This is a genomic window from Aeromicrobium marinum DSM 15272 (genome assembly GCF_000160775.2).
Lineage (GTDB): Bacteria > Actinomycetota > Actinomycetes > Propionibacteriales > Nocardioidaceae > Aeromicrobium > Aeromicrobium marinum.
This window is the reverse complement of the sequence record NZ_CM001024.1, coordinates 419,364-433,638: the sequence shown is the minus strand read 5'-3', so window position 1 is coordinate 433,638 and position 14,275 is coordinate 419,364. Positions and strand designations below refer to the sequence as shown.

The 14,275-nt window shown below is 69.8% G+C and carries 26 protein-coding genes; 19 read left to right on the top strand and 7 right to left on the bottom strand.

What is annotated here, in order from left to right:
• Window position 1 precedes the first annotated feature (1 nt).
• The 7 genes from HMPREF0063_RS02370 to HMPREF0063_RS02340 are packed head-to-tail and all read right to left on the bottom strand — an operon-like array spanning window position 2 to window position 5,039.
• A complete protein-coding gene (locus tag HMPREF0063_RS02370) occupies window positions 2-649 on the bottom strand; it encodes a CpaE/TadZ family protein (protein ID WP_007077048.1) in 648 nt (215 codons plus the stop codon).
• A gap of 25 nt (window positions 650-674) precedes the next feature.
• On the bottom strand, window positions 675-2,141 hold the full coding sequence (locus HMPREF0063_RS02365; RefSeq protein ID WP_007077047.1) for a recombinase family protein: 1,467 nt from the start codon (window positions 2,139-2,141) through the stop codon (window positions 675-677).
• An 8-nt stretch (window positions 2,142-2,149) separates the two neighbouring features.
• Window positions 2,150-2,422 (bottom strand): DUF3263 domain-containing protein, encoded by a 273-nt coding sequence (locus HMPREF0063_RS02360; protein ID WP_007077046.1) that lies wholly within the window; start codon window positions 2,420-2,422, stop codon window positions 2,150-2,152.
• Between the two features lie 33 nt (window positions 2,423-2,455).
• Window positions 2,456-2,911 carry a hypothetical protein gene (locus tag HMPREF0063_RS15580; protein WP_156794020.1) on the bottom strand — a complete coding sequence of 152 codons (456 nt, stop codon included), beginning with the start codon at window positions 2,909-2,911 and terminating at the stop codon, window positions 2,456-2,458.
• Between the two features lie 39 nt (window positions 2,912-2,950).
• Entirely contained in the window at window positions 2,951-3,454 is a 504-nt protein-coding gene (locus HMPREF0063_RS02350) for a hypothetical protein (RefSeq protein WP_007077044.1), read from the bottom strand.
• Window positions 3,455-3,459: 5 nt separating this feature from the next.
• Window positions 3,460-4,371 carry a hypothetical protein gene (locus HMPREF0063_RS02345; protein WP_007077043.1) on the bottom strand — a complete coding sequence of 304 codons (912 nt, stop codon included), beginning with the start codon at window positions 4,369-4,371 and terminating at the stop codon, window positions 3,460-3,462.
• A 2-nt stretch (window positions 4,372-4,373) separates the two neighbouring features.
• The gene (locus HMPREF0063_RS02340) at window positions 4,374-5,039 is read right to left on the bottom strand and encodes a hypothetical protein (protein ID WP_156794019.1); all 666 of its coding nucleotides are present in this window, start codon (window positions 5,037-5,039) and stop codon (window positions 4,374-4,376) included.
• Between the two features lie 372 nt (window positions 5,040-5,411).
• Between HMPREF0063_RS02340 and HMPREF0063_RS02335 the strand changes: the two genes are divergently transcribed.
• The 19 genes from HMPREF0063_RS02335 to HMPREF0063_RS02260 all read left to right on the top strand — a co-directional run bounded on the left by HMPREF0063_RS02335 (window position 5,412) and on the right by HMPREF0063_RS02260 (window position 14,275).
• A complete protein-coding gene (locus HMPREF0063_RS02335) occupies window positions 5,412-5,666 on the top strand; it encodes a helix-turn-helix domain-containing protein (RefSeq protein ID WP_007077041.1) in 255 nt (84 codons plus the stop codon).
• On the top strand, window positions 5,663-6,211 hold the full coding sequence (locus HMPREF0063_RS02330; protein WP_007077040.1) for a GIY-YIG nuclease family protein: 549 nt from the start codon (window positions 5,663-5,665) through the stop codon (window positions 6,209-6,211). The genes HMPREF0063_RS02335 and HMPREF0063_RS02330 overlap by 4 nt, the downstream gene beginning before the upstream one ends.
• The gene (locus tag HMPREF0063_RS02325) at window positions 6,208-6,438 is read left to right on the top strand and encodes a hypothetical protein (RefSeq protein WP_007077039.1); all 231 of its coding nucleotides are present in this window, start codon (window positions 6,208-6,210) and stop codon (window positions 6,436-6,438) included. Before HMPREF0063_RS02330 ends, HMPREF0063_RS02325 begins: the two co-directional genes overlap by 4 nt.
• 185 nt (window positions 6,439-6,623) lie before the next feature.
• Entirely contained in the window at window positions 6,624-6,854 is a 231-nt protein-coding gene (locus HMPREF0063_RS02320) for a hypothetical protein (protein WP_007077038.1), read from the top strand.
• A complete protein-coding gene (locus HMPREF0063_RS17195; protein ID WP_007077037.1) occupies window positions 6,851-6,979 on the top strand; it encodes a hypothetical protein in 129 nt (42 codons plus the stop codon). Before HMPREF0063_RS02320 ends, HMPREF0063_RS17195 begins: the two co-directional genes overlap by 4 nt.
• On the top strand, window positions 6,976-7,179 hold the full coding sequence (locus HMPREF0063_RS16495; RefSeq protein ID WP_156794018.1) for a hypothetical protein: 204 nt from the start codon (window positions 6,976-6,978) through the stop codon (window positions 7,177-7,179). The genes HMPREF0063_RS17195 and HMPREF0063_RS16495 overlap by 4 nt, the downstream gene beginning before the upstream one ends.
• The gene (locus tag HMPREF0063_RS02315; protein ID WP_007077036.1) at window positions 7,176-7,445 is read left to right on the top strand and encodes a hypothetical protein; all 270 of its coding nucleotides are present in this window, start codon (window positions 7,176-7,178) and stop codon (window positions 7,443-7,445) included. Before HMPREF0063_RS16495 ends, HMPREF0063_RS02315 begins: the two co-directional genes overlap by 4 nt.
• A gap of 1 nt (window position 7,446) precedes the next feature.
• Entirely contained in the window at window positions 7,447-7,689 is a 243-nt protein-coding gene (locus HMPREF0063_RS02310) for a hypothetical protein (RefSeq protein ID WP_007077035.1), read from the top strand.
• Complete coding sequence (locus HMPREF0063_RS02305) at window positions 7,686-7,958, top strand: hypothetical protein (protein ID WP_007077034.1); 273 nt, start codon at window positions 7,686-7,688, stop codon at window positions 7,956-7,958. Before HMPREF0063_RS02310 ends, HMPREF0063_RS02305 begins: the two co-directional genes overlap by 4 nt.
• Window positions 7,955-8,314, top strand: a complete 360-nt coding sequence (locus HMPREF0063_RS02300; RefSeq protein WP_040320040.1) for a hypothetical protein — start codon at window positions 7,955-7,957, stop codon at window positions 8,312-8,314. The genes HMPREF0063_RS02305 and HMPREF0063_RS02300 overlap by 4 nt, the downstream gene beginning before the upstream one ends.
• Complete coding sequence (locus HMPREF0063_RS02295) at window positions 8,311-9,141, top strand: hypothetical protein (protein WP_211208747.1); 831 nt, start codon at window positions 8,311-8,313, stop codon at window positions 9,139-9,141. Before HMPREF0063_RS02300 ends, HMPREF0063_RS02295 begins: the two co-directional genes overlap by 4 nt.
• A complete protein-coding gene (locus HMPREF0063_RS15575; protein ID WP_050760888.1) occupies window positions 9,138-9,980 on the top strand; it encodes a hypothetical protein in 843 nt (280 codons plus the stop codon). The genes HMPREF0063_RS02295 and HMPREF0063_RS15575 overlap by 4 nt, the downstream gene beginning before the upstream one ends.
• Window positions 9,981-10,023: 43 nt before the next feature.
• Window positions 10,024-10,884, top strand: coding sequence for a hypothetical protein (locus tag HMPREF0063_RS02285; RefSeq protein ID WP_007077032.1), 861 nt, complete (start codon window positions 10,024-10,026; stop codon window positions 10,882-10,884).
• Complete coding sequence (locus HMPREF0063_RS02280; protein ID WP_007077031.1) at window positions 10,881-12,665, top strand: DEAD/DEAH box helicase; 1,785 nt, start codon at window positions 10,881-10,883, stop codon at window positions 12,663-12,665. Before HMPREF0063_RS02285 ends, HMPREF0063_RS02280 begins: the two co-directional genes overlap by 4 nt.
• Window positions 12,662-12,790 (top strand): hypothetical protein, encoded by a 129-nt coding sequence (locus tag HMPREF0063_RS17190; RefSeq protein WP_007077030.1) that lies wholly within the window; start codon window positions 12,662-12,664, stop codon window positions 12,788-12,790. Before HMPREF0063_RS02280 ends, HMPREF0063_RS17190 begins: the two co-directional genes overlap by 4 nt.
• Before the next feature lie 9 nt (window positions 12,791-12,799).
• A complete protein-coding gene (locus tag HMPREF0063_RS02275) occupies window positions 12,800-13,384 on the top strand; it encodes a hypothetical protein (RefSeq protein WP_007077029.1) in 585 nt (194 codons plus the stop codon).
• Window positions 13,381-13,872: a hypothetical protein gene (locus HMPREF0063_RS02270; RefSeq protein WP_007077028.1), complete on the top strand. Its 492-nt coding sequence runs from the start codon at window positions 13,381-13,383 to the stop codon at window positions 13,870-13,872. Before HMPREF0063_RS02275 ends, HMPREF0063_RS02270 begins: the two co-directional genes overlap by 4 nt.
• Window positions 13,869-14,072, top strand: coding sequence for a hypothetical protein (locus HMPREF0063_RS02265; protein ID WP_007077027.1), 204 nt, complete (start codon window positions 13,869-13,871; stop codon window positions 14,070-14,072). The genes HMPREF0063_RS02270 and HMPREF0063_RS02265 overlap by 4 nt, the downstream gene beginning before the upstream one ends.
• Window positions 14,069-14,275 carry a hypothetical protein gene (locus tag HMPREF0063_RS02260; RefSeq protein ID WP_007077026.1) on the top strand — a complete coding sequence of 69 codons (207 nt, stop codon included), beginning with the start codon at window positions 14,069-14,071 and terminating at the stop codon, window positions 14,273-14,275. Before HMPREF0063_RS02265 ends, HMPREF0063_RS02260 begins: the two co-directional genes overlap by 4 nt.

Below are 14,275 nucleotides of genomic sequence, written 5' to 3'. Positions count from 1 at the left end.
CTCACACAGGTCGTGGCGAGGGTATCACCGCCCTCTCGGTCAGCAGTGCTGAGACGACGGTCTCGATCCGGGCGACGAACGGCGATCCCGGAGCTGCCGAGCGCGGGGTCGTGCCCCGCATCGCCGCAGCGTCCAGCCCGGTCTGGTCCCACGGGAGGAAGGCGACCGGCTCGACCCCGGCGAGCCGGTCCAGCGTGTCCCTCACCTCGCTCTCGGACCACCCCAGCGACGGACGCATCTGGTTCACCACCACGGTGGGGGTGAGGCGGCCGGCGACCTCGGCCAGCTCGGCCAGGCCGCGCACCAGCCGGGCCAGTCCGACCGGGTCCGCGCGGCCCACCACCACCAGCTCGTCGGCCTCGCCGACCAGGTGCAGGGCCGCCTGGTTGCGTGACCGTGCGGGCCCGGCGTCGCCCGCCTCCAGACAGGCGCCGGTGTCGGCCACGACCACCTCGTGGGTCGCGCGCAACCGCTGGAGGACGATCTCGAGCGCCCCGGTGCGCACGTGCGACCACATGTCGCCGCGCGGCAGCCCGGTGAGCAGCCGCAGGTCGGGTTCGACCTCCAGCAGGTGGTCGTCGATCTCGTCGACCCGGCCGTGGTTGGCCGACCGGCAGGCGGCCATGAGGCCCGACACGTCGTCGGACATGGCAGGGCAAAGACACACCGCCGTTTCAGGCCTTCTCGAACACCGTCACCTTCGCACGAGACACCCCACCGCGGCCACCCACACCGCTCGCCCGGGCAGTCTCGACCTCGACCCGGTCGACCAGATCCCGCAGCGTCGTCCGCAGCACATCGAACGGCAGCCGATCCCACTGATCGACCAGGCGCTGCGCGATCGCGACCTGGTCGACACCCGCCGCCCGGACCGCCCGTGACGCCTCCTCGAGCTGATCCACCAGCACCTGCCGGCGGCCCATCAGCTCATCCCTCGCCTCGGTGTAGGCCTCAGCCGGGACGAGCCCGTCAGCCAGCTGCACCGTCAGTCTCCGCAGTGAGCCCTCCACCCGGACCACAGCGGCCGCGAGACGGGTCTCCTCCCCCTCGGCCGTGACTTGCGCCGCCAACGTCGACGCCGCCCGCTCGGTCGCGTCATCGACCTGCGCCGCGAACGCCGTCACCCACTCGCGGACCTTCTCCTCCACGACCCACATCTGCACCGCCCCACCGGTGCACCCGTGCTCGCGCCCGTACGCCGCGCGCCGCCGGCAGCGGAACTGCGGCCCGAACGTCACCGTGCTCCCTGTCATCGGCCCGCCGCAGCGGCCGCACTTCACCATCCCGGACAGCAGGTAGGGGGACCGCTTGGTCCTCGGCGGGACGGTGAGGCGTTGTGCTCGCCGGTCGGTGTAGGCCTGCCACAGCTCGGTGGTGATGAGCGGTTCGTGGGCGCCCGGGTAGACGTCGCCCTTCCACACGATGCGGCCGGCCGCGAAGCCCTGGTCGAGGAACCTGGTCAGGGTGGTGTCCGACCAGGGGCCCTCCTTCACGGTGCGGAAGCCGCGGTTGTTGAGCGCCTCGGCGATCGTGCGGGGCGACTCCCCCGCTGCGGCCCGTTCGTACGCGGTCACGACGGCGGGCGCCTCGAGCGGGTGCGGCTCGTGGATCCGGGTCTCACGGTTGAGGGTGTACCCGAACCGGCGGTTGCCGTTGGGCACGAGACCGCGCTGCACCCGGGACGCGTGGACCTCCTTCCACACCTCTCCTATGCGGTCGGACTCGAACGCCGCGAACTCCGTCAACACCCCACGGGCGAGGCGCCCGGTCGCAGTGGTGACGTCGACGGCCTCGGTCGCTGACTCGATGCGTCCGCCGGCGACGTCGACCTTGTCCGCGGCGATCGCCCAGTCCCGCCGCGACCGGCTGAGGCGGCTCCACCGCCAGAGGACGATGACGTCGGCCTGGCCGTCCTCGACCATCGCGATCGTCCGCTGCACGGCTGGCCGCTGCCACGTCCGCCCGGACACGCCAGGGTCTGACTCAACGGCGACGACCTGGTACCCGTTCTGGACGGCGTGCTGCCGGCATGCGGCTTCCTGCAGAGCGAGGCTGATCGAGTCGTCACGCGAGACAGACTGACGCAGGTACAGGACCGCGCGAGGTGGGGTCTCAGGTACCGGCCGGAGCGAACTGGCCATGAGGCAGGCTACACGTCGATGCTGAGTCGCTTGGCCGAACGAGCACGTGCACGGTCGGCGCGGAGCCGCTGCAGCCGCTTGACGGTGAGCGGGTCATGCGCGAGAGCCGCCGGCTGGTCCATCAGACGGTTGAGCTCGCTGTAGTAACGCGTCGCGGAGACGCCGAACGTCTCGCGGATGACCTGTTCCTTGGCGCCGGCGTACTGGAACCACTTCTGCTCGAGCGCGAGGATGGCGCGTTCGCGGTCGGTGATGGTGGTGTCAGTCGTTGCGGTGCTCATGTCACTGACGCTAGGGGTGACCGCCGACAGTTCTCAGGGGTGCTGCTGTTCGTCGCGTACCAGCTGGCTGATGAGGCGGCGTTCGGCGATGTGCATGAACCGAGGGTCGACGCGGGCCTCGAACGTGGGGACGTCGAGCCAGAGGTGGTCGGCTGCCTGGATCTTGTCGCCGCCGGCCCAGATGATCGCGTCGGCGACCTTGCGGGGGTCGGGGCAGAGCCACTGGGCGGCGCGGAACCTGATGCGGGCTTCCATGGTTCCGCCGACGCACCCGTCGTGGCCGGCGTCGAGGTGCTCCTGCTCGTGGCGGGCGGCGCACCGGCGTTCGACCTGCAGGGTCTTGGTGGACTGCCAGACCTTGGAGACGCCGTCGGTGCGGGCTCGGATGCCTCGGCCGAGGTCGCGCCAGTAGACGTTCACGTGGGGGTAGGCGTCCCGGTAGGCGCGCCATGGGTGGGGGCCGCCTGCCCAGGGATGCGGTGTGCTCATCGTGGCGGTGACGCTACGGCCGACCGCCGACAGGAAGCGTCAGGCCGAGCGCGGCTCTTCGCGGGTGGGCGGCCAAGACTGCGCCGGGCGAACGTCGTCCAGGTACTGGGTGAAGACCATGGCCCGGAGCCAGTAGAGGGTGCGGCCGGCCTTCATGACGAGCATCGCGGACGCCCACACGGCTATCGCTGGGCCTACCGGTCCTGTTCCAACCAGCAAGAGGGCAACTAGAGGGGCCACTGCGGCGACGAAGGTGATGGCGAAGATCGACACCCAGTTGCGCTGGATCTGGACGCCGAAGGCAATGCGAAGATCGACCACTCGTTGGGCGGAGGACTGATAGGTCAGCGTGCACACGAAGGCGGCCGCCGCAAGCACCAGAGCCGAGACAGTGGCAAGACCCACCAAGAACTCCGGGACGTTGCTGACCTCGAGGTCGCGCATAAGCAGAGCCCACGTCCCCACGGCGAGGATCGCGGGTAGGTGGTCCAGTCCCGGGTGCTCGACGACGAGGTCTCGGAGTCCGTACTCACGCGTCGCCATGCTGCTCACCCTCTCAGGATCTCATCCACCCGAGTCTGCATGTCCACACTGACGCTTTTCAGACCGTCCAGCAAGGCCGAGTACCGCCGGCTCTCCGTGGCTTCGCGCTCCAACTCGATAGACGACGCGAGCTTGCCGGCCACCAGGTCAATGACCTCGTTGCTGTCGTCGTCGAACACGGCCTTGGCCGTCACCGATCGCTTCTTGCCCGAAAGACGTGGCAAGTCGTTCAGCACGAGATCCTTGAGCCCCGCCAAACTCCCCGAGTGGCGGTAGCCCGGCGCAATGCGGATGTTGACGTCGATGATCAGCTCAGCGCCGAGAGAGCTGGCTGTGTTGTCGAAGGTCGTGGCCAAGCCCCTGCGCTGAGGGTCAGGATCGTCGAGGAGGCTCAACGTCTCGTATCGCGCTTGCAGTGCCTGGACACCCTTCGCTCGGCGGAGGTCATCCAGCTGAGGCGGCGTCATGATCGGCTCGACGAACCAGTGGGCGCCACGACCGACGCTGACGTGTCGCTGCAAGAAGAGTTCCGCCGCAGACTTCGCTCGCGGCGAGTTGGCACCGCCCCGAACAACCGCGATGGCGTTGTGGCGAGGCAGCATCGCCATCACGGTCGTGTGCGCGAACTCGGGGCCGTCCTCCTCCCCGGAGACGTCGTCCATGATGTCCCTGATCGACTCGCTCTTTGCGTCGATCGTGGTCATGAAGTCCTTGTTGAGGACGCGGTGCGCACCAACTAGCACGAGATCTCCGTCGACTATGAGGTCGTACACATCGTCGTCGTGGGTCCGCTCCCTCAACGGGAGCGTCGCGGCAGCCCGCAGAGCGTCAGACCAGTCGAGCCCGGCCGCGCGCTTCGCTGCTTTGTCCAGAACTCGTGCCTGCCAGAAGCTCACCGGTAGTGGCTTGTCGACCATCGTCAGCGCCCCTCGTTGTCGTCGCCGTGCTCAGCGTCGAACTGCTTGGTGTACTCGGTGTCCTCGTCGGTCGCGTCGGCCGCGAGCTCCGCCGGCGGCTCAGGGCCCTCGATCGACGTCTCGGCTTCGGCGGCCGCGCGCCGTCGAGCCAATTCGTCGGGCTCGAGCTCGCGGGCGCTGTTGACCTGCCCTCTGGCGGTGAAGGTGATGGAAGCGGTGCCGCGCCGTTCGAGGTACTCGTCCACCATCGCGTCGAGCCGCAACTGCTTCTGCCGCTCTTCCTCGATCCGTCTCCACGCCAAGGTGTCGACAGGGAACGGGTTCTCAGCATCCACCACCGTCGCACCTGACTCCGCCTCGTTCTGCCGGCTGATGAACTCCAAGATCTCCAACTCATCGGCTCGGCGTCGTTCCGCGGCCCACTCCTGGTCGCTCACTACTCGCCTGGACATCCGCTGGGAAATCTCGTCCAACAGCTCGTGGTCGGTTGCATCCTTAAGCTCGTGCACGATCGTCGGGAGGGCCTCGGTGGGCAAACCCATGGCGCGGGCGACGACCTGCCAGACGGTCGCCGGCGGAACACGGAACGCCTTCGCGATCCCCTCGACCGTGGCTTGCTCGGGTGGGCGAGGAAGCACATCGCGCTGGTCCTTGAGCAGCTTGCTCACAAGCGCACGGGACATCCCAGACTCACGGACAAGGTCGGCCTGTCGCCACGTGCGGTCGTCAAGGCCCTGCTGGAGAAAATCGCGAAACGCGTGAGGCATGCTGAACACCTATCGCGGCCACTCCCCCGTGAGGAAGCCACCAGTAGCAGCGCTGTCAACTGAACAGCGACAAGTCTGCCTGAATCTGTGTCTACAAGACAGCGCCACGCCACACGCCTGTCATTCCAGTGACCACCAGAAATACAAGCCTGTAACTCGTTTACTACTTGTCAACTCTGATGAAGTCCGATACGGTTTCACTGTTGACAACAAGCCAACCCAGGAGCAACGATGAAGCACACGACCCGGCGACGCCGAGCGAAAGGCAGATGGATGAAGCTCCGCAGCACCAAGTTGCTGATCGACTACATGGAGGCCGGCGACTTCAGCCAGGCCCGACTCGGTCGACACGCGGAATGCTCGCGGCAGTTCATCAGCATGATGGTCCGCGGCGAGCGCACCACGTGCACACCTGCTGTTGCGCAGCGCATCGAGGAGGCGCTGCGCGTCCTCCCCGGGACTCTTTTCGTGCCGTCGATGTCAACTCTGATGACGCGCCATGACTCGTCTGATGCGGTGTCGGCATGAAGGTCGACCGCACCAACGCCACTCACTGGGTCTACCGGTGCTTCGACCAGGACGGCCGACTCATCTACGTCGGCTCGACCGCGAACCTGCCCAACCGGCTCGCCCAGCACCGCTCCACCTCCTGGTGGGCGCCGACCGTCACCAAGGTCCGAGCCCACGTCTACCCGACCGGAATCACCGCCCGCGAGGTCGAGCGCCGCGCCATCCGCGACGAGGTTCCCCGCTGGAACAAGTCCGGCAAGTGGGCAGGCCGCCACCTCTGGACCGAGCAGGACTGGTTCGACTGGTTCACCGTCCTCATCCGTGACAGCGAGACGCCGAACGGCGCGTACCTGCCGAAGGGTCTCGTCACCGCTGTCGCCGACTACCGGGCGCTCTTCGGAACGCCGGTCCCGGCTCTGATCGAGCAGCGCATCGAAACCCTGCAGCGGCTCGCCCGTGAACGGGCCGCCGAACTCGACCTCGTTGGCGTTCGCCGGCGGCGCGAGATCCAGCGACAGGACGAGCTCTCCGCTCGTCGCGGCCGCAAGGCGGTGTCGGCATGAGCACCGCGGACGCCAAGCGGCCCGGCAACGGCATCCCGTCCCAGGAGCGCATCGACGCCGCCGGCCGGACCCTCGCCTACGGGCTCGCCGCCCGCGACCGGATGACCCCGCGTGAGGCAGCCGAGGCCGCCCACCACGCGACCAACCCGTACACCGTCGACGAGCTCGAGGACCTCATCCGCGCCGACCGCGGCCTCCCGCCGCTCGACCGGGCCAGATCCGCCTGAGACCACCGGCGCCGCGGACGCTCCCTCGCCCCGGCACCGGAGCCCGGCCGACTCCCACGGTCGGGCACGGGGCCCCACAGAGAAACGGGGCCCCACCCAACTTCAGAGCACCACCCAGACACGACCGGGGCCCGGCTCCCCAACCACGAGAAAACCGGGCCCACGACTTGAAAGGCAGTCTACCGATGTTCCTCATCGCCACCCCCGATCTCCGCCGTGCCGCGGCCATGTCCGACGGCACCGGCAAGCACCGCGAGGACCACTGGTGCCCGTTCTGCGACCTGGTCACCCGCGAGCTGCAACTCGACGTCGCGAAGATCACCGGCGAGGACCCGTCCCCCAAACACCGCCGCGACACCGCCCTCGACGTCCACGCGGCCGAGGCGATCAACCTCGCGAACGGCTCCGACCGATGACCCGCCGCATGGCCGCCGTCGGCGGCATCGTCGTCGGCCTGGCGTGGGTCAACTTCGTCCTCGCTGTGCTCGTGGGGCTGCTGCTCGCGCAGGCGGTCCTCCGGATCGAGCGGGTGCACGCATGAGCGCCGCGCAGGAAGACCTCGATCGCTACGACGAGCCCGGGGAGGGCCGACGCCGGGTGACGCGGGTGACCAGATCACGTGGCGGCCGTTCGGTCTATCGCCGCTGCGCCGAGTGCAGCTTCTGGACGCGCGACTCGCGCAGGAAGGCCGACACAGCGCTGCAGCAGCACCGCGAAGCGAAGCACGGAGGGAAGTCATGAACACCATGGCGTACGCCTTCGCGGCCTACTACACGCAGCCGACCCCCGTCGACGTCCCCAACCACCACGAGCCGGTCGACTGCCCAGAGGGCAGCGCCTGCACCGAGCGGGTGGACTGCACCGTCTGCGGGGTGACGCTCTGCGTCGAGGACTCCGACGAGTTCACGACCTGCGGCGACGGCTGGTCCTCGGAGTATCACCACCTCGACTGCGCCGACGTCTGCCCGACGTGCACCGGCATCCGCCGCACCGAAGGCGAGATCTGACATGGACACCGTGCTGTCAGTGGCGCTGCTCATCGCCCAGATCGCGGTCGTCGTCGGCGCCATCACCCTCGTCGTCGGACTCTTCTGGGCCTGGGTCCTGTGGCTGCTCAAGGTCGGCGACAAGTTCGCCCGGCCGCGACACCTCCCCACGGTCACCGGCGAGCACGAGCTGCGCACCCATTCCGAGCAGTGGGTCGAGCGCCGCATGAAGAGTGCCGTGCTCCCCAGGGACGAGGCCGCATGAACATCGCCGAGTCCAACGCCTGGTGCCACGTCCTGCGGTCCCTGGAGACCGCCGCCTCCGAAACCGACCGCGAGCGGGGCACCCGCTCCGCCCAGTTCCTCACCGAGCGCGCCAACGCCGCGCTGCACGCCGGGCCCCGGCCCCCACAGATTGCGTCCCTCATCACGGACGTGCACGTCGCTGTCGACCTCGCCACCGAACAGGGCGTCGCCGTACAGCTCCCACCCATCCCCGTCACCACTGCACAGACCACAGGAGAGTTCCTATGACCACCCAGCCCCTCGCCGCCGACGCCGTCCTCAACCTCGACGCCGACACCGACGCCCGCCTCGCCCAGCTCCACGCCGCGTACCCCGCCGCCAAGGCCGCCGCCGACGCCGCAGCCGCCCAGCTCAAGGTCATCACAGACGGGATCAAGGCCGAGCTCGCCGCCCGTGCCGCCGACCACCTGAAGATCCAGCTCAACGGTCCCCACGCCCCGTCCCTGCGCCTCTCCCACTCCGAGCGCTGGACCGTCGACGCCAAGAAGCTCAAGGCCGAGGCCCCCGAGACCTACGTCCGATACGCCAAGAAGTCCGAGTCCTGGTCCCTCACCGTCGTCAAGGGCGGCGGTGAGGACCAGTGACCGCCGTCCGCGATACTCATCGTCAGCACGGCACCCGCGTCAAGTACGTCGTGGATCGTTGCCGCTGCTCTCCTTGCAGGGCGGCGAACTCGGTCGCGGAAGCCGAGCGTTCCCGCCAGCAGGCGTACGGCCGTTGGCAGCCGTACATCGACGCGGACCCCGCGCGTCGGCACGTTCTCCGTCTTGGCCGTCAGGGCATGGGGTGGAAGCGCGTCGCACGTTCCGCGGGGCTCTCCCCCTCGACCGTGTGGAAGCTGATCTACGGCGACCCGTCCCGAGGTCAGGTCCCGTCGAAGCGTGTCCGGCCGGCGACGGCTGAGAAGTTGCTGGCGGTCGAGCTCGACCTCGCCGCCGGCGCGATCGTGCCGTCGATCGGCACAGCACGCCGGATCCAGGCTCTCGTGGCGATCGGCTGGTCTCAGTCGAAGATCGCTGCTCAGATCGGCATGAACCGAAGCAACTTCGGACCTCTGGCCCACGGGCGCCGCGACGTCACCGCGGGCACTGCGGCCGCTGTCCGGAAGATCTACGACGAGCTGTCGATGACGCCGGCCCCCGTCTCCCTCGTTCACGAACGGTCGTCTGTGTCCCGCAGCCTCAGGTTTGCGGCAGTCGCCGGCTGGGTCACCCCGCTGGCCTGGGACGACGACACCATCGACGACCCGGCCGCCGTCCCTCAGGTCGGGGCCCCCGCGCGCCGTGACCTGGTCGAGGACTACGACTGGCTCGTCGAGAACGGCGAATCCCGCTGGTCGGCGCTGCAGATCCTTGGTGTCACCCAGTCCGCGATCGACCACGCTCGTCGCCGACAGACGGCCGCGGCATGAGCACGCCCATCTCCCCCACCGAGTTCATGTCGGCCGCGCCGAAGTCGGTCAGCGGGTCGAGTCCGTGGGCCGCCCGCTACGCCATCGAACTGCGCCGGGTGTTCCTCGACCACGCTGCCCGCGCCCCCCGGACGCTGCAGCAGCACCTCGGCCCCAGCGAGCTCGGTGTGGAGTGCGACCGGCAGGTCGTCGGGAAGATGGCCGCGCTGCCCACCACCAACCACGTGGCCGACCCGTGGCCCTCGATCCGCGGCACCGCGCTGCACGCCTGGGCCGCCGACGCGTTCACCGAGGACAACGAGCGCCGCGGCCTCCTGAGGTGGGTCGCCGAGAACCCGGTCGTGCCGCACCCCGACCACCCCGGCACCTCCGACCTCTACGACGCGGTCGAGCAGTCCGTCGACGACCACAAGTTCCTCGGCGAGTCCTCCATGGCCAAGATCCGCAAAGGCTGGCCCCGCAAGTACCTGGTGCAGCTGCTGCTCTACGGCCTCGGCTACCTCAACCTCGGCCTGCCGGTGCGCCGCGTCGTCGTGGCCGCCTACCCCGCCACCGCGGCCAGCCTCGACGGGCTCTACGTCCGCGACCACGAGTTCACCTCCGACGGCTACACGCTGCTGCCCGAGAACGTCGACCTGCTGGAACTGGTGTTCCGCCAGACGGCCGAGCGCCGCGCCCTCGCGGACCAGGTCCTCGCCGGCGATCTCCGGATCGACGCCGTCAACGCCTCGCCGGACAACGACGAGTGCTTCTTCTGCCCCTTCTACCGACCTCAGTCGGCCAAGGATTCCGGCCCGGGATGTCCCGGGACGGCCGCCGCCAGCACCCCCAACGGGTGACGGCGGCTCACCACCAACACACCCATCGCACAGAACACGGAGCATGACCATGAACTACCCCGCACCGCAGTACCCCTACCCGCCCCAGCAGCCCGCAGCCCCGCAGGCCCAGCCGCAGTACCCGGGCTACCCGCAGGCTCCCGGCTACCCGCCCCAGGCCCAGTACCCGCCGCAGCAGTACGCGCCTCCGCAGGCACCGGCCCAGCCGACCGTCCCGCTCGCACAGGGGACGATCGACGACTTCTACAACCAGCCGGCGACGGGGGGAGGTCCGTCGATCAGCTGGAAGGACAAGCCGCTCGGCACGACCTACGCGGGCTTCGTGGCGCGGGACGTCACCAGGGCCGACATCCAGCAGCAGGTCAACTTCCAGACCAAGCAGCCCGAGTTCTACCGCGACGGACGCCCGAAGTTCGTCATGAAGGTCCCGCTCAAGGTCCAGGCGTCCGCCGAGTTCCCCGAGGGCGAGGCCGTGTACTACGTGCGCGGTCAGGCCCGCGACGAGCTCGTCCGCGCCATGGCCGAGGCCGGGGTCGAAGGCGCACCACAGGGCGGGGCGACGATCGTCGTCACGCTCGTGCAGCGCAAGCCCAGCGGTCAGGGCATGAACCCGTCCAACGTCGTCCAGATCCAGTACACCCCGCCCGGCGGCGCCCAGGCACCCGCCATGCCCCAGGCGTCAGCACCGCAGCAGGCGCCCCAGCCGGTCCAGCAGCACGCGGCACCGCAGGTCCCCCAGCAGTTCGTGCCGCAGCCCGCGGCACAGCAGCCGGTCCAGCAGGCCGCACCGCAGCAGACGGTGGAGTCGGCCCAGCCGCAGCCGCCGTCGGACCTCAGCGGTGAGCAGCAGGCTCTGCTCGCCCGCCTCACCGGCGGTCAGCAGCCCGGAGCCCAGCCGCAGTGACAACCATCCACGCGGAACTGACCGCCGGCGGGGAGAGCATCGTGCTCCTCGCCGGCGGTACGGCCGCGCCTGCCGACATGGCCGCGGCCGCGCGACTTCTCGCGACGCTCACGCCCCTGTTCACCAAGTCGAACCCGCCCGGAGCGCTCGTCGTGCCGGCGACGTGGCCCGCCGTGGTGCAACTGTCGGCAGCGTTCGGCGCCGCGTGGGTACCCGGGCCCCGCCTCCAGGCGTGGATCCTCGACCAGGCCGCCGCCCGCCAGCAGCCGGCCGAGATGCGCTATACCCCGCCCCAGGGCCTCGTACCGTTCCACTGGCAGGCAGACGGAGCGGCCATGGTCGCCGCCACCGGGCAGGCACTCTTCACCGACGAGCCGGGCACCGGCAAGACCATCACCGCGATCCTCGGCCTCGTCGAGCACGGACGGATGTCCGGCTTCCCTGACGACGGCGGACCCGTGATCGTGGTCTGCCCCGCCTCCGTCGTCGACCCGTGGGTCGAGGCCTGGCGCACCTGGGCGCCTCACGTCCGCACCGTCGCGTGGCGCGGTGCCCCCAAGGCCCGTCACACCCTCGCCGGCACCGCCGACGTCTACGTCGTCAGCTACGACACCGCCCGCGCCGACGTCCCGCCCGTCGCCAAGGCCAGCCCCCTGCGCAAGCTCGGCGCCGCACACCTGGTCATCGACGAGTGCCACCTGATCAAGAACCCCCGCACCGAGCGGTCGAAGTCCGTGCACCGCCTCGCGAGCATCGCCGCGAAGAAGGGCGGCGCCGTCGTCGCGCTGTCCGGCACCCCGATCACCCACAACCCGGGCGACCTGTGGTCCGCGCTGGCCTGCCTCATGCCCGACGCCTGGCCGAGCAAAGAGCGCTGGGTCGCCCGCTACTGCCAGAGCCTCTCGGCCGACTACGGCGAAGAGATCCTCGGCCTGCTGCCCTACCGCGAGGCCGAGTTCCGGCTCACCCTCCTCGGTCAGCACCGCCGCGTGGCCAAGGCCGACGTGCTCACGGAGCTGCCGCCGAAGGTCTACAGCGTCCGCACCGTCGACATGCCGCCGAAGTGGCGCAAGGTCTACGACGACTTCGAGGCCGAGATGCTCGCCGAACTGCCCGACGGCACCGAGCTGCAGGTCATGGACGTGATGTCGAAGTTCGGCCACCTGTCCCGTCTCGCCAGCGCCGCGGCTGACGTCGAGGTCACCTACGGCCCCGACGTCGACCAGGTCACCGGCCTGGAGAAGCGGCACGTCAGTCTCACGCTGAAGGACCCGTCGTGGAAGGTCGACGCACTGCTGGAGGTCCTCGACGAGCGGCCCGGCCAGCCCGTCGTGGTGTTCGCGCCCTCACGCCAGCTGGTCACCCTCGCCGGCGAGGCCGCGGCCAAGGCCGGCCTGCGCGTCGGCTACATCGTCGGCGGCCAGACCATGACCGAGCGCACCGCCACCGTCACCGCCTTCCAGGGCGGCGAGCTCGACGTCGTGTGCGTCACCACCGGCGCCGGCGGCGTGGGCCTGACCCTCACGGCGGCCAAGACCGTGGTGTTCCTGCAGCGGCCCTGGTCCCTGGTCGAGTCGATCCAGGCCGAGGACCGCTGCCACCGCATCGGCAGCGAGCAGCACGACTGCATCGAGATCGTCGACATCGTCGCCCGCAACACCATCGACACCCGAGTCCGCGCAGTCCTGCGAGAGCGTGCCGGCCAGCTCGCCGACCTCGTCCAGGACCCCCGGATCGTCTCCCAGCTGCTCGGCGGCGCCGACCTCAAGGCGGCGTCATGACCGAGATCTACACCTGCCCCCTGTGCGGCTGCCCGATCCAGCGCCTCCACGGCGGCACCCTCGCCGACGGCGTCGCCGCCCACACCCAGACCGTGCACCCCGACCAACCCACCCCCCGAGCCTGAGGAGCGCCCATGACCCGCACCCCCACCTTCGACGGCACCTGCCGAAAGTCCGTGCCCGTGCCGTACGACAAGCACAACCCCGACCACACTGACCAGCCCAGCCGCTGGGACCCCAAGCTCAAGGCCGAGGTCATCTGGACGCGCTGCGACTTCGAGACCGGCGACCGCAAGCAGTTCGAGGAGCACCAGCGCAAGGTCCACGGCGCACGCTTCCTGCGCCCGTCATGGGCTCCCTCAGCACGGTGGCGAGCACCGAAGCTGACCGAGGAGGGCATCGCGTTCCGCCCCACCGGCATGGAGGTCGGCGCCGAGATCACCTGGTCGCAAGACGTTCCCACCGGACAGACGCAGCGCGTGGCGGGGTTCAACCACGTGACGAAGCAGGACGAGTACCGGGACGTCCCGGTGACGCGCCGGGCCGAGCGCACCGGCCAGGTCTGGAGCCCGGGCCCCGCTCCCCGATCGGCGTGGGTGATCCCCGAGGATCTGTTGCCCGGTGAGATGGCGGTGCTCCTGCGCCGGCACAGCGCCGACTCCGAGATCTACGTGGACGCGACTCTCACCAACAGCCGCCGCGACGAGGCGGTGGCGTGAGCTCGCAGCTGCGGGCGATCGGCATCGACCCGGGACCCGTGCCCGGGTTCGTCGAGCTGCGCTGGGCAGGCGGCCGGCTCCTGCAGCGTCAGATCACCGTCGCCCAGTGCTCAGCCGAGATCGCCCGCCCCGTGCTGTTCGCCATGCTCGAGGAGGTCAGCCTCGACGCCTGGCCGACACTCGTGCAGATCGAGCAGTTCGTCGTGGGCTCCCGGTCCGGCCGGTCATCCACCGCAGCCGCCGGCGCGACGACCCGCGACCTGGTCGGCGAGCTGCGAGCTGAAGCCCTGCACTACGGCGCCACGACCGTGCTGCGCAGCGCTGCGGCGGTGAAGCCCTGGGCCACCGACGCCCGCATGGAGGCCGCCGGCCTCACGGCCAAGGTCCGCGGCATGCGGCACGCCCGCGACGCCGGACGCCACGCCCTCTTCACCGCGGTCCACGACGGCCGCATCCCCGACCCGCTGAGCAAGGAGTTCCGCCGATGACCACGTTCACCGCCCGCTACGGCGGCAACTGCGGGGCCTGCGACACCCGGATCAAGCCCGGCGACGAGGTCGCCTACTCGGCCACCGACGAGCTCGTGCACGTGCAGTGCCCGGACGTCGAGCAGCGGCCGGCTCGTGGTTCCTGCTCGTCGTGCTTCATCGAGCTGCCCGTCACGGGTGTCTGCGGGGAGTGCTCATGAACGAGATCCCGGTCGTCGAGGCGGTCGAGCACGACGACCACTATTACGTGATCGGCGAGCAGGTCCGTGTCGGTAGGAGCCGCACGGTCTGGCAGATCACGAGCTTCTTCGGCCCCGAGTTCTCGCACGCCGCACTCCAGCGCCCCGACCTGCCCACCAGCAACAGCAGCGCCCACGTCAGCCGACTGGTCCCGGTGGTCTGA